Consider the following 22,477-nt stretch of genomic DNA (forward strand, 5'->3'; position numbering starts at 1 on the left):
GCAGAGGCAACCCGGCATCTAGAAAATGTCGCCTAATAGCTCTAACACATTGAGAATTTGAATGCCTGCCGGGAACAGTACCAGCATTAAAAACATTGGAAAACAAGTCAACAATACGGGCAGCATCGTCTCCATGGTCTTGCGATTAATCCGCGCGGTGTCCTGTTGCTTCCTTTGCATTCGAAGTATCTTAGCCTGGGACTGAAGAGCGTCGATCATCGGTGTGCCCATCTCCAGCCCGACATTAACTACCGTCGCCAGCCGGTGCACCGACTCTACACCGGTGCGCTGCGCCAGCCGGGTAAAGGCCAATTGCCTGGCTCGCCCCGCATCCAGCTCCCGAGAGATCAACGCCACCTCTTCTGCGAGTGGATTGGCTTGGTGGAGGCCATATTGGGCGGCCTTGCGAAAAGCCTGGTTAAGGCTGAAGCCGGAATTGAGATTAACGATCATCAAGCCGAGAAAAAACTCCAGCGACGAACTGATTTGTTGGCGACGCTTCTTGCGCTGCCACAGCAACCACAAGTCACAAGCAAAAAAAGCCGGTATCGCACTGAGCGGGTAGAGGTATAGCGGCACAGCCCGCGGCGACACCTCCAACAGTAGAACACCAACCAGTACCACACTGGCGCATTTTATCGCCCAGTAAAGCATTACCGTATCCCCCGGCGATAGACCGCACTGGCGCACCAGGTTATGGGGATAGCAACGTGGCCCGGGAATATCCGGATTAGGTCGATCAATTAATTTGTCTACGCTGACAGTAGCGGCCCGATTGGAGTATAGCAGCAGTATTAATACCCCCGTAATCACCAGAATCGCCAACAGCACTATATCAAGCCAGAATGATGAGATCACAATTCACTCCTGAGGATCTTGCGCAACCACAAAACCCCGACAATTTGCAGTACCACTGCAGTCCCTAAATATGTGATGCCATGGGGATGATTCAGCAGGGAATCAAACCAGCTCGGGCTTTGCCACAAAAGCAAGGGGATGAGCAAATAGGGCAACAAACCGGAGAAAATAGCGGCGTAGCGGGCGCCAGACAGTTGCCCCACCACTACCGCACGCTGGCGAATACGTTCGTGCATCAATTGCGATACTGATGCCAGCATGGCGGCATAATTGCTGCCTGACTGATAATGGGCAATGAGTGACTGGGCAAATAGCCGCGTGCCTTCAGAATTGTAACGTGTAAGCATACGGCTCACAGATTGATCCGCGCTTAGGCCAAGTTTCAATCGTGACGCCACTTCCCCCAGCTCCGCTTTTAACGGCTCGGAAGTTGATTGAGCCGCGACTTCGATTGCCTGACGGGGTGGAAACCCGGCGACCAGGGAAGCGCGAATTGTATTGAGGCATTCCGCCAGACCTGTTTCCACCCGTCGAATTCGCCAGCTGGCAAGGTCGCCAATAGTAACAAAGGCAATAACAAGAACTGCGAAGGCCGCGATTACAGCGAGCGCGAAGTACTCCGGCAACAAAGTCAGGAACAGAGATATAACAAATAGCGCCAACATCAAGGTGCATGCGATTATCAGAGATAACGGCAATTGTATTCCGAGAGTACGAAGCCAGCCTTGCAGCGCAACTCCTTCTGATTGACTTTCCCGGTACTGCTGGCCCCCACCCGGTGGCGGCTCCACATCAACCCTGCGTAACTGGATCCAGCGACGAAGAAAATATCCCGTCGCCAGAATGCCCACCGCAAGTGCAAATACTTCCAGCAGTTTCACCGGGAATTTCCTTGCAACAACTCATTGAAAGCTGCCACCGCGAACCCCTTGGATTGGAGTATTTCTGCCAGCACACTCTGATTGCCATTGGCGACATGTTGACCGCGAATTACTCCCTCATCGCTTTGGCCCTGGTTTTCAAAGTGAAAGAGCTCACGAACGCTGTAATTATCGTCACCCGGCAATAGCTCACTGATACTGACCACCCGCCGGCTGCCATCACGGAAGCGCATGACTTGCACAATGAGCTGAACCGAGGCCGCGATCATTTGTCTTACAACAGTCAGGTTAAGGCCGTTATCTCCCATTAACGCCAACGTTTCCAGGCGACTGAGAACATCGTGGGGAGAGTTGGCATGGACCGTGGTCAGGCTGCCGTCGTGACCGATATTCATGGCCTGCAACATTTCCAGCACTTCCTCTCCCCTTACTTCACCGACGATAATGCGATCGGCGCGCATTCTCAAAGCCGTTCGCACCAGGTCACGCAGGCTGATATTGCCATTGCCATCGCTGTTCGCCGGTCTGGCTTCGAGTGGGATGACATGGGGATGCTGGAGCTTCAGTTCCGCTGTCTCCTCTACCGTAACTATGCGCTCACCGGTAGGGATAAAGCCGGAAATGGCGTTGAGCAGGCTGGTTTTTCCGGCTCCGGCACTACCGGCAATTACAGTATTAATACCGGCATTGATTGCTATTTGCAGAAAACGCAGCATGTCATCACTGATAAAACCGGAATCCACGAGATTTGTTGCTGTCATTCGTTCTGAATGAAAGCGTCGAATCGATACTACAATACCCTTGGCGCACAGCGGCGGTATAACCGCATGCAGGCGACTGCCATCCTCAAGGCGAGTATCAATTGTGGGCTGCCTGGCGTCCAGATGGCGTCCCTGCATAGAGACGATTCGATCGAGAAAGCGACGCAGGTGGTCTTCATCATCAAAGTACAGCTCCGTGCGGGTGAGTGAACCATTACGCTCAACCCAGATTTCTTCAGCGCCATTAATCAGAATATCTGTGACGGCTGGATCAATCATCAACTGGGAAATAGGACCGAGACCATTGAGCTCTTCATATACATCATTCTTAAGCTGCTCTATTTGCTTGTTTGAAAGGTTAGCCCGACGATTACTCTCCAGGCCACTTATTATTTCCTCCAGCCGGCGCCTTACAAATGCACGATCTTTAAGCAATTCAACACTTTCATCTTCCATGCTATCAATAATTCTGTTGTGCAGATAACTGCGAAGCTGCTTGATGTAATCAGTATCACAATCGTTTGCTAAACTGATGTCATGGGTTCGTTCGTAACGACTTAGAGTATACATAACAGTTTTCACCTCACAATTTCAGTTAGAGTCCAATACGTACCTTGCTACGCTGCAGACCTGAGACAACCTCTACTTCCCGGTAGGTTTTTTCCGGATCGACATTAATTTTTTTTCCCATGGCGATGTCATGGGCGCTGTGGAGGATCAAGGACACCTTATCTTTCGCTCCAATACTGGCGAGAGGAAACACGTCGGCGGGTCGCACTGCCATCACCAACGAAGGATGGCCAGGGCTTATCTCCCGCTCACTGCTGTTCGGTTGCAGCAGGCTCATAACCCCCTTATCTTTTTCTACCAAATTGCCCTTCTCAGGATTGATAATACCAATCAACTGTATGTCCCTTGCTACGGTACGTACAACCCGATTACCGCGCACAACGACATCGAGGCGATCACCGGTACTTAGCTTGGAAAAAGGCATGCCACCATGAACATTTGGTAACGTATACAGTACCCGGCCCGCCGGTATCGCATGAGACAAGGATGTCTGCGCCGGTAGCTTTATATCTTGCTGACGAACGAGGTCACCAGACCTTTTTCCGATCTTGAGCTCCCTGCCGAGCAATTGACGGGGGTTCTGAATGCTGGTTTCGGTAAGGTCTTTATCAATCCGCACCTGTTCCAGGCTATCGCGAGTAATAATGGATCCCTGGGGCAAGTTGGCGCTCATCACCCACGCCGGTGTCGTAGTAATGCGTTCAAACTGTCGAAATCCAAGAATCGAGGTAACCATGCTTGAAGCGATAAACAGAGCGATGGCCCCTGTTACACTACCTGTCATTCTACGTTTCATAATTCACCTCGGTTACTATAAAGATCGACTTTTTTCGCCCCCGACTACCACCTCAATAGTGGTGGCAGCCAGGAGTGCGACACGGCTTAAGGAGCAGTCTGATTGCCTGCGGCAGTCAAGTCTGCGCCGACGCCGTTATTGACCGATACGCCCTCATTCGCAGGTGAAGCCGTGAAGGTAAAGCCAGCGCCATCGCCTGCGCCTGTGTCAATGGCATCCTCAAACGAAGAGCCTGTAACTTCTGCGGTAAGTTCAGCATTACGCAAGCCGTCGAAAGAATAGCTCTGGTTAAGGGAACCAATGGCCTCTGCTACATCTTCCATTTCTGCGGTGACAGCATCACGCATAGTCACCAGGCCAACAGTCATCCCTATGACCATAACCGTGGTCAGCAGAACCAGTTCAGAGGTCATCACAAACCCTCCCTGCTTCTTCCTGGCAGGATGAATAGTGTTGGCGGAATCAATTTTCTGGATAGTTTTCATGTTGTTTACCTTTTAGTCATGGTTGATTAAATGATCGGTTCGGGCTCACTGTTGGTCGCCGTTCCGATTGCCGCCAGGGAAATGAATACTGCTTTCATCATCTGGCAATTGTTTAGAGTCAACGGTGAAGTACATTTTTTGCTGTCTCTGTACCCTGTATTGCGAACCCCATACCAACATGCTCACCTCATGCGCGAAATTAAAAAAAATCAATAAAAAACAATGAGATACAAGATTCTTCGGGGCAATCAGTTATTTTGTGAGCTGCGTCACATTGTTGTTGGAGTTACGATTCTTCAGAATCATTTGCAAAATACAACGCATATTCAATAACGAACGCCGGGCACCACAGCACTGAGATAAAGGCCCACCTGGCACAGGTATATTTGCTGCAACTCGAGATTCAAGGATGGAATAAACAGAAAAACGGCGCCACATAGTCATGGCGCCGTTTGGAACGATAATTACAGCAGTGAGTAACGAGCAAAATTATTTTCGCGCGTCTAGCCGCTTTTTGCCGCCGACAGCAGTGTCAGGTTTATCTGCTTGATCTGCTGGAACGCGAGTTGCACTCTTCCTGCTCACTGAGCATTAGCAGCCTCGAAATCGCTTGACGATGACTCGGCTCCGTATGCAGTACTTCGGTGAAATGCAAACAGGCCTGTGCATATTGGTTTTTGGCCTCGTGAATCAGTCCGAGATGGTAGTGTGTGCGCCAGGGGGGAGCGCCCAACCGGTCCGCTGACTCGATGGCCAGCAGCGACCGGTCGTAGCGGCCTTCAAGATAATAGATCGCTGCTTGTACTTCATACAGCGCCGGGTAATCCGGGGCCAGCTTTAGCTGGCGCTCAACTGTTGCTCGCGCGAGTGTGAAATTGCCCTCCGCCAGCGCCAGTCGACTGCGCAAAACAGCAGCTTCCGGTGCGATAATCGGCATCGCGAGGACCTGGTCCAAAGCGAACTGGCTGTCCAGTCGCCGTCCCAACTGAAACTGCACCAGCGCGGTGGTTGTCAGAATGGTCGGATCGCCAGGAAATTCGAGGGCCAAACCTTCCAGTTCTCGCACTAACCTGCGACAGTCCAACAGATGGTTGTTGTGGCGGTGGCACTCGACCCCATGATCAAGGTCAACCTTGTACTCATCCAGCAACTGGTTCAGGCGCAAGTCCGGGTCAAAACTCTGTTGCTTGCCAGCCAGGGATGTGCAGCCCTGTATCAGGGTAAGTCCAACAACAATCAGTGCAGGCAGTACTTTTTTCACTATTTTAATCATTCGATATTCCTCGCTATCTGTAGTCAGTATTTAACCGGCGGAGTTCAGTACTCTGCGCAAAATCTCCGACCCCAACGGAAACTGCCATAACTCCACTTCGTGGCGCGGTTCACGTACGATCGTCGGTGTGACAATGATGATCAGTTCTCGCTCTGAGTCCGCCGCTGAAGTGGCCTCGGCCAAACTACCCAACAAAGGCAGCTGACTGACTCCCGGGACAAAATCGTGACTGTCGCTAATATCCCGGCTGACCAGCCCGCCGATAATCAGCGGTTGACCATCGCGCAGGCGAGTAGAGGTATTGAGGCTGCGGACATTAAATGCCGAGGTATTGAGCGCGGCACCGGTACTACCCGCGATATCCTGGGTGAGGAGCGTGTCGGGCATTGAGATCACGGGGTTCAGATCAAGCGTAATACGGTCCTTCTCATCCACTAGGGCCCGCACTGCCAACTGAACACCAAACGCTTTAAATTCAGTACCGCTGAAGACCCCGGCGGTATTGGTGCCGATTTGATCATCATTGGCGATGCCAGTGGGTGCAAATGCTGTGGGCACAGGCACTTCACCGCCCGCACGAAAGACTGCAGACTCTCCCGCCAATACCGTCAAGTTGGGACGCGAAAGCGTGCGGGATATCCCCTCCTCTTCCAGCAGGGAGAAAAGCAAATCAAAAGCGATATCGCGACTACCAAGCTGAAAGTTATTGACCAAAGTGCCACCGAGTACCTGTAAAGCATTTTCAACCTGACTGGCACTAGCGGCCTGGGAAGAGGCCCCGGCGAGACCAAAATTGCCGCCGCCACTGTCGTAGCCGTTACTAATCAGGGAAAAGTCCGGCCGCCATTGCTTGAGTTGACGGCGATTCACTTCATACATTTGCACAGCTACCCGAACCTGAGGCAGATCGCGAACCTCGATGGTCGACAGAATCCGGCCGCCAGCAACGGATAACATTTTCGCTCGACCGACATTGGACAGCAGGTTATTACCCGCCAGACCACTGCCGAATGTACCCGCCGGGTTGGATCCAAAACCAGAGGACCGCGCGGCTGTGCCGGTCCTGGCCCCATTTACCAGTCCTCCGGATTCGTTGGCAATTGTGGTAATGGTGTCAACCCCGGACAACTCGGTATAATTTCCAGTAAACAGTCTGGATGCCAGATTTAGTACCCTGACCAGATCTACCTGGGTTTCGACAAAGCCACCTAGCAACAAAGTGTCAACTTCATCTCGGGGTGTATCGCCTTGCTGAATGCGAGTTACAGTTACTGCCGCCCCCCCGAGACGATCAACGGCGTTCTTGACCTTTTCAGTGATGTCCAGCGGCAGCTCTTCAACTTGAATCAGGTTAATAATCGCTGCCTTGGCCACGTTACGACGAGGCTTCTGGTCATTGCTTCCAGGTAAGCGAAAACGAGCATCGACCCTACCCTGCTGCCCGGAGGTAGACTGCAGCAGCACATCCGTAGCACTCGGTTGGTAATCCCGCCCGGCATCCAGGTAATGACGTGCAGCGGATTCAGCAGCGTTGCGGAACTCAATCGTGGGCACACGTCCACGGAGAACCAGAGCGGCCCTGTCAGGGGCCAGCGTCAGGCGAATACCCGGATGGATGTCTCCGAGAGCCGAGTGCAGCACGCTGAGATCCTCAATCACACTGAACAAAAACGTCTCTGATGTCTCGTCGGTATACCACACCATAATACTGGTGCGACCGACTTTTTTGGCCAGAGCTAACAATTCATTGCTGCCGAGTATTTCTACCTGAAGGGTTTCTTTTTGACCGACAGCCACTCGCTCCAGAGGCTTGGAAAATACCATGCGTGAATGGGTCCACTGCACCAACTCACGAATGTTGCGGGACTTACTGCCATCGGCTGTTTCCACGAACTTGAGGCCGTTGCTCCCTGACGTTGCCGGCTGTGTTGAAAATACGCCGCATACGATCAGCAAGAAGATCAATATTTGCTTCATGATAGCTCTCCGCCATTTTTTAGTTTTCGGTGCTGAATAAAACAGCCCGGAATTAAAGGAGGTAGAGCAGGATGCGAGCCAACTTGAAACGACTGCTTTTGAAACTCAAAAACACCATATTATTCAGTTGGTTACAGAAACCATAGAGACTATCACTAGCGAGTATTACGAGATTAGAACAATTCGGTTTATTATGATTCGCAAATTGCCACGCGGATTGCGGCTTGCAACAGTGAACATCACTTATGCTTTTTCTGTAGTTGCGCGCGCGCTTCTGACAGGCGAACTATTTTTCCCAAAAGACCGCCAATTTCCATTCCACAATCAAGAAATTTTGCCAGCATATTGTAAAGCTCCTGTCGGCAAATCGGCTTGGATAAATAGTCGTTCATACCAGCCTTTATAAAACGTTCCCTATCACCATAAATAGCATCTGCTGTTACTGCTACCACTGGAACCTGACTGAAATGTTTACTGAGACTGCGAATATGTCGAGTAGTTGTAATTCCGTCCATAACCGGCATTTGGATATCCATTAACACCAGGTCGATTCGCTCTTCTTCGAGAATATTCAATGCTTCAAAGCCATGTTGGGCGACGCGGACACCACAACCTCTAGCTTCAAGGAAATGGCGAATAACCATTTGGTTTTGTTGGTTATCCTCGACGACCAGGACTACCTTATCCGCATAGTGCGCTTTGGTTCCAGACAAGTACTTCACCTGCTGGGGTAACGACTGGCCCTGGTCAATCCTGTTCGATCCGCTGGCTATTCCCAAAGACTGTACAAAAGCTGATATCTTGAATGGCCCTGATAGAGAGATGTCGCTCACATCATCGGCCCTGTTAGCAGAAGCTTCCTGTAACAAAGGGTTAACCGAAATGAGTGTCGGGCTTTTCGCCTCGACCACCCCGGGTGCACGCTGAAACTGGTCAACCATATCCGGGCTTGTGATAATGACAGTGCTGTACGCAGATATCCTGGAAGCTGTTAAATCTGTGGCCTGCTCAAAGCATTGATGGGGAATTTTATAGCGCTGCAGCAGATGGATTACTGCGGAATTAATCGCAGAATTACATCCAACAATTGCAAACGGGCTGCGCTTAACGGTATCTGCGGGTAGATTATTGTCTATAGTGGGGTCGCAGCGCAGGGGAAAAATCACCGTAAACTCACTCCCCTTTCCCGGCTCGGACACTAGTTCGATACTGCCCCTAGCTGCTTGGCAGATCTGGTGACAGATTGCGAGACCCAGGCCGCTGCCGCCGTACTTTCTCGTAGTAGAAACATCTGACTGGACAAATGGTTGAAATATGTTTTGCTGTTTTTCAAGTGGAATACCGATACCGGTATCCTTGACCCTAACGATCAGCTCGCAGTCATCGTTTCCCGATGCACGGCTATCCACAATCACAACAACCTGTCCCTGGGAAGTAAATTTAACAGCGTTGGCCAGTAAATTGGTCAGCACTTGACGCAACCTGGGCTTGTCGCCGATCAACGTCATAGGGACATTGGGCCTCACATCCAGAATCAATTGCAGCCCTTTTTGCAAAGCCTCACGCGCCACCATATCTATGGCGTCTTCGAGGCAGCTGGACAGGTCGAAGTGCTTATTTTCCAGATTTAGAAGTCCTGATTCAAAGCGGGAAAACGTCAGCACATCATCCAGAATGGTCAACAGCGCACTGCTACTGGTTTTAATTAACGACGCATAACGGCTCTGCTCACTGGAAAGCCTTGTATCTCCGAGAATTTCGGAAGAGCCGATGATTGCATTCAATGGAGTACGGATTTCATGGCTGATATTGGCCAAAAATCTGCTTTTTGCTTCTGCCAATGATTCAGCCTGGTTCTTCGCCATCTGCAGCGCGCGCGCCGACTCAACCCGCTCGTCGATATCCACCAGGGTGACCGCTATGGAAGTTAATGTCCCCTGTTGCCCACTTTCTATGGGAGTCATGGTCATTTCAACCCAGGAGTCACTGCTATTCTTCTTTCGTATTTGAATATCAGTTCTTGTATTGGTGCGCTTACCTGCTCGGTAGGCGGCTATCGCATGATTTATTAGATCTTTATATAGCTCACCGACGTAATTCGCGATTGGCTTATTGAGGCAGCCCTCCGGATCGAGACCTGTTAAACTTTGCCAGGCATGATTGATAAATGTCATTTCTCCATTAGGACGCAGCTGCAGAACCACTTCTTTTATATTGTCGACGACAGAGCGGTAATTAAATTCACTTTTTGCCGCTGCCTCCTCTGCTATTATTCTCTGGGTAATATCGGTTTCGACGGCGATAAAATGGCTTATGCGTCCGTCATCATCTAGAACTGGCGAAGCATCAATCGCCACCCAGTAGAGCTCGCCACTGCGCCGATAATTGGCAATCTCCACAGTAAATTCTTTGCCCTCTTTGATAGCCCTGGACATTTTTCTAATTGTTTCCGGATCTGTGGCGGGCCCCTGCAAGAACTCCCCGGGAGTCATACCTGTGACTTCCTGCAACTTATAGCCGGATTGCTCTTCGAAACTGCTATTCACCCACTCTATTCTTCCTTCGCGATCTGCAATGATAACCAGATTGTTGGTGTGTCTGGCCACTAGTGAGAGCTGACGAGAGTAGTGCTCCTGCTTACGAAGGCGTTCCTCCATGTTTTTATGCTGCTGAATATCAAAAAAAGAACCAATAAAGCCTTTTCCATCTGTGTCCGTTTCGACCAGGCGCAACTCAAACCAGCGCGGTGGCCCCTCACTGGGAACCAGCTGCAATTCGGCCTGGTTCACATCTTTACAGCCCAGGCGTGACAGATAATCACTGAAAACCCTGTCATCCTTTTCCGTTGCAAGGAATTCAGTCAACCTCGATTCCAGCAGCACCTTATCCTGGTATCCCAGCTGGCGCTTCCAGGCGGGATTGACATACGTCAGGTTAAAATTCTGGTCACACTCAAAAATACATTCGTCAAGCAATGACAACAGTTTTGAGTGACGCTTTTGATTGTACGACAGCTTTTCTACCAGCGCGTAGTTGATCTGGGTTTGCAGCTCGTCGCTTTTAGGATTGCTGGACAAACAGTAATACTCCCAATCAGGATTCGCTTATCAGTGCCTTTGACGAAGATACATGGGCATAGAGCGGAAAGACCTCTTCGCAATAAAAGATCTGCTCAAAAGGCGTACGACTGGAGGTGCAATCTTCGAGAATGGTAACTTGAAAACCAAGATCCACCGCGGAGCGAGCTGTAGAATCAATACAAATCGAGGTTACCGTACCGGCGAAAACAATTTCCTTAATCCCTGAATCCTTGAGGATATTTTCCAGGTTGGTGCTAAAGAATGCATTGAGCCCTCTCTTGCCCGGGACCATTTTCACTATATCGGAGAAGGCATCAAGCTGCTCAATAATTTGTGCACCATAGGTGTTTTCTTTAAATGCACCAACTTCCTTAATAGTTTTCAATATCCCAATAGGCTCTTTCAGCTCACTATAATCTTCGGTAAAGTGAATCGGGGTATTTACCACCAACCCGAACTCCCTCCCGGCTTTGCGCAACAATTCCAGGGTGTTTTCCAACACACCGGTAATACGGGACGACTCTTCGATGACATTGTAGAGAATACCATCAGGAGAAAAGTAGTCGTTTTGGAAGCCGATCAATACCAGAGCTTTTTCATTTATTTGATTCATAGTTTGCTACTCGAGATAGGGCGCGGATTACGATGTGTGGTACTGGCGCCAGGTAAATAGAAATGATTCCAGGGAACTTTTTTTAATCGGCTTCTCAATATGTTGGGTAATACCGGCGTCGAAAAGTTTTTCGATGGCGTCCTGACCATTAACACCCGTCAGGGATATTTTATCAGTGTGTGAGTTTATTGATCCGGGCTGGCTTATCCGGTTTGCGACTTCGCTGCCGTTCATATGAGGCATGCGTTCATCCAGGAAGATCAGGTCGAAGCGCTTGCTTTCAGCAATGGCCAAAGCCTGCTCACCGTCATCGGCGCAAACAACCTGGCAACCCAGTCTCTCCAACATTACCTGAGTTGTAATTTGACTTGGCTTGCTATCATCTGCCAACAAGACCATTAATTTTCTTTGAAAACCGTTCAGCAAACAGATTAAATCGCTGTCAAAATAAGGCCAGAACAGAGGAATACCACTTTGAAGTGTGGCTGCTTTTATTTGATCAATATCGTATAGGCAAATTGATCGTCTCTCTCTGCCGCTCTGTCGGGCATAGTTAGCGATTTCCGGGTTTAGCCGGCAATCAAAAAAGAAAAATGTTGGCTCAGTTCTCGCTGCAACATCGTCGGCAGCCGTCTGTAACCTATCAAACAAGTTCAAGCGTTTTGCTAATGTTGACAATTCATAGACGAGACTGCTGTCATTAGTGATGGGTGTTAGGGATTGTGAGTCCAGGATTATTGGCGGTAGAGGGTTGCTCAATACGCAACAGTCATCCCAATCAAACGCGATTGACGACGAACTATATTCGTCAGGCGTCACCGCGATCATTAGTTTACTTTCCGCAATAGAGATTGTTACCTCTACAACTGAAGTTGCGCGACCGACGGCTGTCACAATCAGGGGCAAAAGGCCGCTGACAATGTCAGTGGGTAGGCACGAAATAGCCAACCTGGAATATCCGGTTCTATTCGTCAGCAATAATGGCAACTTCGATCCGGACTGCTTCCAGTGACCCGCCGCTATCAATTGAATAATTTCGAGCACATTGACCATAAGTATTCTTAACTTCCAGTTTGAGTACAACCACAAGCAAATAAAATTCATAATCCTTTAGCAAAATATGCGCCAGCCACTCCAACGAATAACTCGTTTTAAATCAATAACTTATATTTATCTCTAGGCCTGACCAGATCGACAGACTGGTCCCCTGCCAAATTGCTTTTCATTTTGCATTGCAAAATGCAAGTCGCAACTAACTGCCACCTCACCAAGAGCGCTATACAGGTAAAAATGCCAGCCACTCACTGCTTTTTCCTGCCATAAACACAGATAGCAAGCGGGACGCAGTATTCATCGGTGGGCCTACTTCTAGGTGGCTGCGACCTGACCTGACTACGATTTGCCCCGACAACAAGCCCCGACCACAAGAGTGCCGCGTATTAACGCGGCATAAAGGCCACGCTTGCCAGGTTTTCCAGCGACGCAGGTTTATCGATGTGATAACCCTGGGCGTAATCAACGCCCAGGGTTTGCAAGTGGTCAAGAATGTCCTGGGATTCAACAAACTCGGCGATTGTCTTGAGGCCCATTTCGTGGCCAATGGTGTTGATTGCCTGCACCATTACGCTGTCGACGCTGTTATTGTGAATGTCCTTGATAAACGAGCCGTCGATTTTCAGGTAGTCCACCGGCAGGGTCTTGAGGTAACCGAACGACGACAGGCCTGCGCCGAAATCGTCGAGGGCAAATTTACAGCCTTTGTTTTTCAGTGCGCGAAAAAACTTGCGCGCCGATTCCAGGTTACTGATTGCGGCCGTCTCGGTTATTTCGAAGCACACCTTGTTGCCGGGCACCTTGTAGCGATCAAAAAAGCCCATGATTTCCCGCAGACAGGTGTCATCGCTGATTGATGGGCCGGAAATGTTGAGCGCGCACAAATAGAAATCATCGCCCGCTCGCGCGGCGTTATCCCCGATCCAGGCGAGGGCATTCTTCAGCACCCAAAGGTCGATCTCCTGGATCAGGTTGTAGCGTTCCGCCGCCGGTATAAAGGCACCCGGCGGGATAATGCTGCCGTCGTCATCGATCATGCGCACGAACATCTCAATATGCTTGAGCTGGCCTTGAGCAGGGTCAACCGGGACGATGGACTGGTAAAACAGGCGAAATTTATCGAAGTCCAGGGCATGGCGTATCTTCGATACCCATTGGATCTGGCCGCGGCGTATCGCCATCTCCTTGTCGTCGGGTTCGTACAGGTTGACCCGGTTCCTGCCCTGGTCCTTGGCGGCGTAACAGGCCGAGTCTGCCAGGCTGAGCAGCTTCGGCAGGTTGGGTGAGTGGGCGTTGATCTGCACCAGGCCGATACTGACGCCAATCGCGAAGTGGCGACCCTGCCAGGGAAAACGAAATTGCTGGATTGCCTGTCGAATATTCTCGCCGATTTCGAGTGCTTTTTGTTGCGGGCAGTTGTGCAGCAGTATGCCAAATTCGTCGCCGCCGAGACGCGCAATGGTATCCCCCGAGCGCAGCTGTTCCGCGATCACCGTGGCCACCTGGCGCAACAACTCGTCGCCGGCCACGTGGCCACAGGAGTCATTGACCAGCTTGAACTGGTCCAGGTCCAGGTAACCGAGGATATGTTGCTGTTCTTTACCTTGCTGCAAGGACTTGGCATTTTCAATCAGGTTGGCGGCAATCTTCTCAAACCCGGTGCGGTTAAACAGCCCGGTCAAGGCGTCGTGGGTGGCCTGGTGGGACAGCTGCTTTTGCATGTTCCGCGTCGAGCTGACATCGTGGAACACAATAATGCAGCCAAATACGTGGCCCTTGCGATTCTTGATGGGCGCGGCGGTATGGGTAATGGCGTGGTCGTCGCCGTTGCGGTTGAACAAGACGGTATTATCCGCTTCGACACGAATTGTTTGCCCGGACAGGGCCTTGCGCAACATCACCGCGCTGGTCACCGAGGTGGGAAGTAGCAGCTGAAAAACATCGACACAGGGCTGTCCAGTCGCCTGCTCCTGGGTCCAGCCGGTGAGTTGCTCGGCGGCACTGTTGAGATAAACAACTCGCCCGGATTGGTCAGTGGTAATCACGCCGTCTGCGATGGAAGACAGGGTTACCAGCGCCTGTTCTTTTTCGCGGTACAGTTGCTCCTCCACACGCCGTTTTTCGTGGATATCGCGGCACAAAGCGGTGTATTGAGTGGTGCCGTTAATCAGGCCTTTGGTGAGTGTCACTTCCATATAAAACGGGTCTGACTGAAAACGCTTGCCCAGGATCTCCCGGGGCTGGTTCAGTGGAATCTGGTTGATAGCGATCGCATCCGTATCGGTAATATTGACCAATTTTGTCACGGATTGCCCGATCGCATTGTGGGCGGGGAGGCCGAAAATGACTTCCGCCCCCGGGTTGAAACTGGTCAGCAATCCGTCTTCGCCAAAGGTCACAATGGCGTCGCGAATGTCGTGCACTATGGCGCGGGTTTGGTTGACGGCATCGGCCAGGGCGTTCATGACACGGTTGTAACCGGCGGCGATTTGGCCCACCTCGGTAAAGGGTTCGACCGGCACGCGGTGGTCCAGGTCGACGGTTTGTTGTTGCACATCCATCGAGCGCAGCAAGTCGATCAAGTCGGTGCGGGCGCCGTGCTCCGAGACATTCAGGCCGTCTTGTTCATCTTCCGCACTTACCCGCAATGGACTGATGCGATTGATGATGGATATTCCGGCCAGTGCCACCAGGAACGACCACAATCCTATGCTGATAATGCCCTGCAACTGCACCTGCAGTTGCTCGAGCGTTGAAAGCCCGGTGCCAAGTACGGCAGGATCGCCAAAGATTGCCACTGCCAGCGTGCCCCAGATTCCAGCCCCAAGGTGCACCGGCACAGCACCGATGGCGTCATCCAGCTGATGCTTCAGCATCCAGGAATCTACCGCGACCATCACCAAAGCGCCCACGGCTCCAATCAGAACGGCCTCGCCGGAGCTTACCGCGTGGCAGTTGGCCGTGATGGCCACCAGGCCGGCAAGGCACCCGTTGAGCGGCACGAACCATTCGTTGCCGGGTATGTTCTTCTTGTAGCGCAAGAGCAGGTAGGCCGCTATGGCGCCACTTACCGCCGCCAGTATGGTATTCAGGATAATGCCTGGCACCTGGGAGTTCAGGGCCAGTGTGCTGCCGCCGTTAAAGCCGATCCAACCGACCACGAAAAACAGAACCCCGAGACAGGCGAGTGGCGCGTTGCTGGCGGGGATAGCTTGCAGCTCGCCGTCGACGAAACGCCCCTGCCTCGCCCCCACCACCAGCACCGCCGCCAGGGCGACCCAGCCACCGACACTGTGCACCACCGTTGACCCGGCGAAGTCGACGAAGCCCCTTGCGCTCAACCAGCCCTGCTGCTCAAGTATCAGCCCACCCCAGGCCCAATGCCCGGAAAAGGGGTAGATAAGGGTCACCGTCAGCACACAAATTAACAAGTAACCGCTAAACCTGACGCGCTCGGCAACGGCGCCGGAAACGATGGTGACGGCGGTGGTGCAAAACATGGCCTGGAACAGGAAAAATGCCGCAGTCCAGGCATCGCCCTGGCCTAGGTCGGGAGCAAAGAAGTCCGTACCAATCAGGCCCTGGAAGGAGCCGCCAAACATCAGGCCAAACCCCAGCAACCAGAAAAGAAAGACCGCAACGGCGAAATCTGCCGCGTTTTTCATGGCGACATTGATGGCATTTTTGGATCGGGTAACCCCGGACTCCAGGCACAAGAAACCGGCCTGCATCAGGAAAACCAGCACCCCGCATAACGTAATCCAGAGAATATCGAGGAGAATACCGTGTGTTTGCATCAAATCAGCCCGTGCCAGCGTAACCACTAAATAATGAGAATAGCAGTTGGGGCGAGTCTTGCTTTGACGGGAGCAATATTACCCTGCCAGGCACCGGGGGCCGGATAAGCAACCGCAAACCGGGCGTCTTGGTCAGGCGGCTAAAAAACCATGCAGCGCCTTGAGCATGATCGGCCAGGCCGGTTCGTGATTGAGGATCAGGTGGTTGCTGCTCGGCAGTGGCAGGAAGCGCGCATTGGGGATGTCCGCGGCCAGTTTCTTGCCCTGCTTGATGGGAATAAACGGGTCGCTCTGCGGGTGCATGACCAGGGTCGGGGTGCGCACTTGACCGGTGTAGGCGCTGATATCGACGCTGCCCATAAATTCCTGCACCCGCACGGCGTTTTCCGGCGAGCTGGAACAGCGCTGTAATTCATTGAGGGAATGCAGGTGCTCCTGGGTGGCATCGGGAATCAACAGGGTGGAAAACAGCTGGCGATAGGCCGGGGTAGCCTTGCCCCACCCCTTGCGTGTCATATGGGCAAACGTATCCGCCACCCGGTCCAGGGTCGCGCTGCGATTGCGCCAACCCCGCTCGAGACCACTGAGCAGCACCATGCGCTCGACCCGCTCCGGGTGGCGAGCCGCGTAGACGGTGGCGATGGCGGCGCCCTGGCAGATGCCAAAGAGCCTAAAGTGCGGCAGGTCGGCGGCGTCAACCACGGCTTCGAGATCGGCCACATAGGAATCCAGTGAGGTGTCGTCCACATCCCAATCCGACAACCCCATACCGCGCTGGTCGTAGCGCAGCAGGCGGTATTTTTGCGTCAGCTCGTCGATTAACGGCCGCCACACCGGGCTCTGGGCACTCTCCTGCAAGTGGGTCAGCCAGTTGCCGGTCATGACCAATACCGGCTTCGAATTGCCCAGCTCGGCAAAGGCGATGTTGACGCCATCAAAGGACTTGCAGTAGCGCACCTCCTGCACCAACTCAGGGTAATCGCCATGGCCGCGGGGCTGGGACAACACCAGTCTTTGTGCGCCGGGCAACTCTTCACCGGCCAGCAGGCAGCGCTGCAGGTTTTGCAATTCCGCGCTCGGCTGCAAACCCAGCTCGCTGTGCAACAATTCAGCGCAGGCAGCGTATTGGCGCAGCGCCTCATTGCGGCGGCCCTGCATGGCGTAATACAGCATTAAGGCGCGGTGGCCCGCCTCCGCCAGCGCGTCCACTTCCACCAGTGACTCGGCGATGGGGATGCCACGCTCAACATCCCCGGCCTGCAGATAGTGGTCACAGAGCCGGATCAGGGCACTGACCGCCAGGTCGCGCAGGCGGCGGCGCTCGATAATGGCCCAATCCTCGAACTCGTTGTCGCGCAGGGAAAAACCGGCGAGGAAATCGCCGCGGTAGAGGTCAGTAACCCGGGACTGTTCGTCGATGGAGTCGGCAACGGCAACCTGTTGCAGTTGCACCGCATCCACCTCGACCCGCGCCGGGTCCAGCGCGATCTGGCTGCCGCTGGCCCGCAAGATGGCGTTGTCCTCGCCCAGCAGCTTGCGCAGTTCCGACAGCGTCTGGCGCAGGCTGGCACGGCCCTGCTCCTCGGCGCTGCGGCTCCAGAGGGTGGCGGCGACCTGTTCGCGGGTGCGATGCATATGCGGCGCCATGGCCAGCAGCACCAGCAGGGCGAGGGCCTTGCGGGAAGAGAATTCAATGGCGCGGCCATCTGTCCACTGGCATTCACAGCCGCCCAGCAATTGCACACGAATGTTCATCCCTACCACCTCCTGCCATAAGCACCGGCGTGTAACCCCATGCTATGCCTTTTGCTGCGCAATGACAGCTCCCGCTGATCGCTTTTTACGTTTTTTTCACGCTCCCCACAGTGGCTTTTCACGCCCTGCTGACACCCGCAATGGCATCCTGACCACAGCTCAACCGGAGGACTAATCATGAACACTCACACACAACATCATTTCCAGCCCCATCGTTTCCAGACCCGCCCCTTTGTCGCCAGCCTGATTCTGTGGGCGAGCACCGCCACTACCGCCCTGGCCGGCGGCGACTTCCGCAGCGAAGACGACGCCTACGAGGCCTGTCGCGAACGGATCAAGCACGAATGGACTCAACCAGGGTTGCACAGCTTCGAACGCCACTACGCGCGCAACCCGCGCCAGGCCAGGGAAGACTATGTGTTCTGGATCAATTCCAGGGTGCACGACCTGGATACTGGTGAAGTACAGCAGCTGCGCAGTCGCTGCCAGTCCGGGGGTTTTGGACTGGTCGCGGATCTGCAGACTGAGCCGGGCCGCTGGTCGTTCTAAAGCGGTCTGGGATTGGCGCCGGGCAAGGTTTGCCAGAACGACATGATGGATACAACAGCGGCGTATTAAATCGATAGCCGTGGCGTCGCAAAGTAAAAGAGCAGTGATGCAATCGTCACTGCTCTTTCTGTTTTCATCCCCGCACTTATTGTCAGCCCCGCGCCGGCATTGCAGCGGCGTGCTCTGCAGGGTTAAGCTGGATCAAACCCATCCCATCAACCACCCGATAAAAACAGAGAACGCCTATGATCACCATGGCACAGTTAACGGAATTATTAGGCTGGGCAGCTGTAATCAATATTGCTTATCTTCTTTTGGCGACCCTGGTTGTTGTGTGTATGAAAGGCACAATAACGTCGATTCACAGCAAACTGTTTGCGCTGGACGAAAAGGAGTTGAGCTCCAGCTATTTTGATTTTCTCGGCTCTTACAAAGTGATGACGCTGGTTTTTATGGTCGCGCCTTATCTCGCCCTAAAAATTATGGGCCACTAGCGACAAGTAACTAGCCGCTGGCTCCGGACACATAGGCCGCGGTCAACGCGTGGCCCGGGGTTTCAAACAATTGCTGGCACTGGCCGAACTCGATCAGTTTACCCACTCGCTCTTTCATCCAGAAAAACGCGGCGTAATTGGCGACCCGGCGCGCCTGGGCCAAATTGTGGGTGACGATGACGACGGTGTAGCGGCCGCGCAGGCGCTGGATCAGTTCTTCCACCACCGCCGCGGCAATGGGGTCGAGGGCACTGCAGGGTTCGTCCATCAGCAGGATTTCCGGTTCCAGTACCAGCGCGCGGGCGATGCACAGCCGCTGTTGCTGGCCGCCGGACAGGGACAGCGCCGAGGCCTGCAGCCGATCGGCCACCTCGTCCCAGAGGCCGACATCGCGCAGGGCGGTTTCGATCTTGTGGGCGCGCAGTTGCTTGTCGCGCACGCCGTGCTCTTTTAACGGCAGTTCCAGGTTGCGCTGGATCGACAGGGGAAACGGGTTGGGTTTCTGAAAGATCATGCCGATGCGACGGCGCAGCGTCAGCACATCCACAGGAGCACCGAGTAATTCCTGGCCGTCGAACAACACCTGGCCGCTGAGGCGGGCAGCGGGGGCCAGTTCGATCAGCTTGTTCAGGCTGGAGAGAAAACTGGTTTTGCCACACCCGGAAGGCCCGATCAGGGCGGTGATGCAACCCTGGAAAATATCCAGCGAGACATTATCCAGTACCGACTGTTGGCCGTAGGCCACCGACAGGTTGCGCACCTGCAGGTGCGGCACTGGCTCACAGCAGGGTGTGCCTTCGCGGATTTCCCCCAGCGTGTAGGGGCCGCTATTTACAAGGGTTTTATCACTTTCGGCTTTCATGAGTTGAGAATCCTCCGGCTAAGCCAGCGCTCCGCCAGCCATTGGGCGAGCGTGTTCAGTACCACAATTAAACCAATCAGGATCAGCGCCGAGGCGTAGGCGGCGCCATCGCCACCACTGACGTTCATGGACAGATCGTAAATATGCACCGCCAGCGCGCGGCCGGAATCCAGCAGCGAGCCCGGCATGCGGTCGACGTAACCACTGGTAAAAATCAGCGCCGCGGTTTCCGCTGTAGCGCGGCCAATGCCGAGAATCAACCCGGCGACAATGGCCGGCGCCGCCGCCGGTAACAGTATGTGCCAGATGGCACTCGTGCGGCTCATGCCCAGCGCCAAGGCACCGCGGCGCCAGTCGTTGTTCACCATGCTCAAACCCGCTTCACAGGTGCGAATAAACACCGGCAGGATCATGCAGGCCAGGGTCAAACCACCGGCCAGCAGGGAAAAGCCCAGGCCCAGGTAGAGGCTAAAAAAGGCGTTGCCAAACAGGCCGTAGACAATGGACGGCACCCCGGCCAACACATCGAGGGTCAGGCGAATGCTGTTGGCAAAGCGACCACCGCGGCGGGTAAATTCCGCCAGCCACACCGCCACTGCCAGCCCCAGCGGTACCGCCGCGGCCAGTGCCACCAGCAGAATCAGCAGGGTGGAAACCAGGATCGGGCCGATACCGCCGCGGCGCCCGGCGTCCTCCGGGGCGGCCACGATAAACTCCCAGGACAGGTGGGAGAGCCCCATCACCAGCACATCGCCCAGCACCCACAACAGCATCGCCACCACCAGCGCCGCCGCGCCCCAGACCAGCAGGGTAAAAAGCCGCTCAGCTATTGTTCCGGCAGCCGTGCTTGCATCCTCCAAACCCCGCTTCGCCATTACCCGCTCATTCATACACAGAACCCCGCGGCGCGCGCTGCACAACCCGCGCCGCCAGCCAGGCCAGCAGCAACACCAGCAGGGTCAGCAGCAGGCCGGAGGCGAACAGGCCGGCGCGATGCAGGTCGGTGGCGTAGGCCATTTCCAGGGCGATATTGGCGGTCAGGGCCCGCACCGGGGCAAACAGACTGCTCGGGTTTTGCACCACGTTGCCAGCCACCATCAGCACCGCCATGGTTTCCCCCAGGGCGCGAACGGCGGCCAGCAGCGCACCGCTGACAATCCCGGCCCGGGCCGCCGGAATGGCCACCCGCAGGATCTGGCCTTTGCGGCTGATGCCCAGGGCCGCCGCCCCCGCCAGCAAGTCCGCCGGCAGCGCCGCCAGCGCCGCGGCACTGGTCAGGGCCACGGTGGGCAAAATCATCAGCGCCAGCACCAGGATCGCGGCCAGCAAGCTGGCGCCGGGCGGTTGCCAGCTGGCAATCAGTGGCACCAGTTGGGTCAGGCCCCAGAGCCCGAATACCACCGAGGGAATCCCGGCCAACAGGTTGAGTAGCAGGCGATAGCCAGCGGCCAGCTTCGGCGGCGCGTAGAAACGCACAAACACGGCACTGGCCAGGCCCAGCGGAAGGGCCAGCACTATGGCCCCCAGGGTCACGGCCAGTGAGGCCCACACCATGGGCGCAATGCCGAACTGGCCCTCCAGCGGATACCAGCCGGAGTCGCGGATAAACGCCCGCCAGCCACCGCTGCCCAGCAGCGGCCAGGCCTCCAACAACAGGAAGCCGAGAATCAGCACCAATAACAAGGCACAGCCGCCGGCCAGCAGCGCCAACAGGCGGGCCAGGTTGCGGTCGGTGCGCGCCGCCCCCCCGTTAAGGTGCGACGAAGAATTGTGCGCTGATAAGGTCACGGACTGACTCGGATTGGGCAAAGGCGATAAATTGCTGCGCCAGTGGCGACGACTGCCCCACCACCACCAGGTTTAACTGGCGCGCCAGCGGGAATTCGCCGCGAGCGACATTGGCGACACTGGCACTGTGGCCGGCCATGGGCAGCAGTCGCAGCGCCGTACCCCGCTGTTCCTCGTATTCGGCGCTGCCGATCGAAACGTAGCCAATGGCACCGGGATTACCGGCGACAGTCTTGATGCCCTGCTGGTTGTCGCCGATGATCACCTGGGCCCGGATCTGGCTGTTCTTAAGGCCAAAATACTGCAGAAACAGTTCCAGGGTAGAACGGCCCTCGGCCTTGTTGACCACCGTGATGGGCCGGTCCGCGCCACCCACTTCGCGCCAGTTGCGAATCTGGCCGCGATAGATAGCGACAATCTGCTGGTCGGTGAGGGCCGCCACGCTATTGCTGCGATGCACAATAATGCCGATGCCGTCCATGGCGATGGTGTAGGCGGTCAGGTCGCCCTCCGTCGCTTGCAGGGCCCGGGATACCATGCCGATATCCGCCAGTCCGCGGCGCGCGTCGAGGATACCGCGGGAGGAGCCCCCGGTTTGCACATCGATGCGCACCCCCGGGTGCTGTTGCTCATAGCGTTTGGCCATCTCCAGCGCCAGCGGTGCCACGGTGCTGGAGCCGGTCAACACCAGTCGCTGCGACGCCGCCCACAGTGACTGGCTGGCCAGCAGTAGCAGCAGGCCCAGCAGGGCGACGGCGGCTCGGCAAAGCCCGGCGCGCGCCGTTGCATTCTTGTCCGAGTATGTCTTGCCCAGACATTTTTTCTGCAGGCGCCCTGGCCCAGGCACACAAGTAAAAACCATCATATTCACGCCTCGATTATTTT

At 54.5% G+C, this 22,477-nt stretch carries 18 protein-coding genes; 2 read left to right on the top strand and 16 right to left on the bottom strand.

Annotated features, from left to right (window positions below; translation table 11 throughout):
* Positions 1-18 precede the first annotated feature (18 nt).
* The 12 genes from G8764_RS22920 to G8764_RS08025 form a co-directional block, all read right to left on the bottom strand.
* The gene (locus G8764_RS22920) at positions 19-858 is read right to left on the bottom strand and encodes a type II secretion system F family protein (protein WP_166163904.1); all 840 of its coding nucleotides are present in this window, start codon (positions 856-858) and stop codon (positions 19-21) included.
* A complete protein-coding gene (locus tag G8764_RS07975) occupies positions 855-1,739 on the bottom strand; it encodes a type II secretion system F family protein (RefSeq protein ID WP_166163906.1) in 885 nt (294 codons plus the stop codon). The genes G8764_RS22920 and G8764_RS07975 overlap by 4 nt, the downstream gene beginning before the upstream one ends.
* Positions 1,736-3,070, bottom strand: coding sequence for a TadA family conjugal transfer-associated ATPase (locus G8764_RS07980; RefSeq protein WP_166163908.1), 1,335 nt, complete (start codon positions 3,068-3,070; stop codon positions 1,736-1,738). The genes G8764_RS07975 and G8764_RS07980 overlap by 4 nt, the downstream gene beginning before the upstream one ends.
* 25 nt (positions 3,071-3,095) lie before the next feature.
* Positions 3,096-3,866, bottom strand: a complete 771-nt coding sequence (locus G8764_RS07985; RefSeq protein WP_166163910.1) for an SAF domain-containing protein — start codon at positions 3,864-3,866, stop codon at positions 3,096-3,098.
* A gap of 86 nt (positions 3,867-3,952) precedes the next feature.
* Positions 3,953-4,351 (bottom strand): hypothetical protein, encoded by a 399-nt coding sequence (locus G8764_RS07990; protein ID WP_166163912.1) that lies wholly within the window; start codon positions 4,349-4,351, stop codon positions 3,953-3,955.
* A gap of 538 nt (positions 4,352-4,889) precedes the next feature.
* On the bottom strand, positions 4,890-5,624 hold the full coding sequence (locus tag G8764_RS07995) for a tetratricopeptide repeat protein (protein WP_166163914.1): 735 nt from the start codon (positions 5,622-5,624) through the stop codon (positions 4,890-4,892).
* 30 nt (positions 5,625-5,654) lie between these two features.
* On the bottom strand, positions 5,655-7,589 hold the full coding sequence (locus tag G8764_RS08000; RefSeq protein WP_207951755.1) for a pilus assembly protein N-terminal domain-containing protein: 1,935 nt from the start codon (positions 7,587-7,589) through the stop codon (positions 5,655-5,657).
* A gap of 251 nt (positions 7,590-7,840) precedes the next feature.
* Complete coding sequence (locus G8764_RS08005) at positions 7,841-10,678, bottom strand: PAS domain S-box protein (protein WP_166163918.1); 2,838 nt, start codon at positions 10,676-10,678, stop codon at positions 7,841-7,843.
* Between the two features lie 16 nt (positions 10,679-10,694).
* Positions 10,695-11,294 carry a cysteine hydrolase family protein gene (locus tag G8764_RS08010; RefSeq protein WP_166163920.1) on the bottom strand — a complete coding sequence of 200 codons (600 nt, stop codon included), beginning with the start codon at positions 11,292-11,294 and terminating at the stop codon, positions 10,695-10,697.
* Positions 11,295-11,321: 27 nt separating this feature from the next.
* Positions 11,322-12,347, bottom strand: coding sequence for a response regulator (locus G8764_RS08015; RefSeq protein ID WP_166163922.1), 1,026 nt, complete (start codon positions 12,345-12,347; stop codon positions 11,322-11,324).
* A gap of 386 nt (positions 12,348-12,733) precedes the next feature.
* Positions 12,734-16,144, bottom strand: a complete 3,411-nt coding sequence (gene amt / locus G8764_RS08020; RefSeq protein WP_166163924.1) for an ammonium transporter — start codon at positions 16,142-16,144, stop codon at positions 12,734-12,736.
* Between the two features lie 132 nt (positions 16,145-16,276).
* Entirely contained in the window at positions 16,277-17,899 is a 1,623-nt protein-coding gene (locus G8764_RS08025; protein ID WP_166163926.1) for a bifunctional AfsR/SARP family transcriptional regulator/alpha/beta hydrolase, read from the bottom strand.
* Positions 17,900-18,076: 177 nt separating this feature from the next.
* Here G8764_RS08025 and G8764_RS08030 point away from each other — a divergent pair, with 177 nt between their 5' ends.
* A complete protein-coding gene (locus tag G8764_RS08030) occupies positions 18,077-18,448 on the top strand; it encodes a hypothetical protein (protein WP_166163928.1) in 372 nt (123 codons plus the stop codon).
* 245 nt (positions 18,449-18,693) lie between these two features.
* The gene (locus tag G8764_RS08035) at positions 18,694-18,942 is read left to right on the top strand and encodes a DUF6868 family protein (RefSeq protein WP_166163930.1); all 249 of its coding nucleotides are present in this window, start codon (positions 18,694-18,696) and stop codon (positions 18,940-18,942) included.
* Between the two features lie 10 nt (positions 18,943-18,952).
* Here G8764_RS08035 and G8764_RS08040 read toward each other — a convergent pair whose 3' ends face one another.
* From G8764_RS08040 to G8764_RS08055, 4 genes are read right to left on the bottom strand one after another with little or no spacing between them, the layout of a single operon-like run.
* The gene (locus tag G8764_RS08040; protein WP_166163932.1) at positions 18,953-19,804 is read right to left on the bottom strand and encodes a phosphate ABC transporter ATP-binding protein; all 852 of its coding nucleotides are present in this window, start codon (positions 19,802-19,804) and stop codon (positions 18,953-18,955) included.
* On the bottom strand, positions 19,801-20,694 hold the full coding sequence (pstA, locus tag G8764_RS08045; RefSeq protein WP_243748658.1) for a phosphate ABC transporter permease PstA: 894 nt from the start codon (positions 20,692-20,694) through the stop codon (positions 19,801-19,803). The genes G8764_RS08040 and pstA overlap by 4 nt, the downstream gene beginning before the upstream one ends.
* Positions 20,687-21,592 carry a phosphate ABC transporter permease subunit PstC gene (gene pstC / locus G8764_RS08050; protein WP_341806334.1) on the bottom strand — a complete coding sequence of 302 codons (906 nt, stop codon included), beginning with the start codon at positions 21,590-21,592 and terminating at the stop codon, positions 20,687-20,689. Before pstC ends, pstA begins: the two co-directional genes overlap by 8 nt.
* Complete coding sequence (locus tag G8764_RS08055; RefSeq protein ID WP_243748659.1) at positions 21,555-22,457, bottom strand: phosphate ABC transporter substrate-binding protein; 903 nt, start codon at positions 22,455-22,457, stop codon at positions 21,555-21,557. Before G8764_RS08055 ends, pstC begins: the two co-directional genes overlap by 38 nt.
* Between the last annotated feature and the right edge of the window lie 20 nt (positions 22,458-22,477).

The sequence above is a fragment of the Pseudomaricurvus alcaniphilus genome (assembly GCF_011440395.1).
Classification (GTDB): Bacteria; Pseudomonadota; Gammaproteobacteria; order Pseudomonadales; family Cellvibrionaceae; genus Pseudomaricurvus; species Pseudomaricurvus alcaniphilus.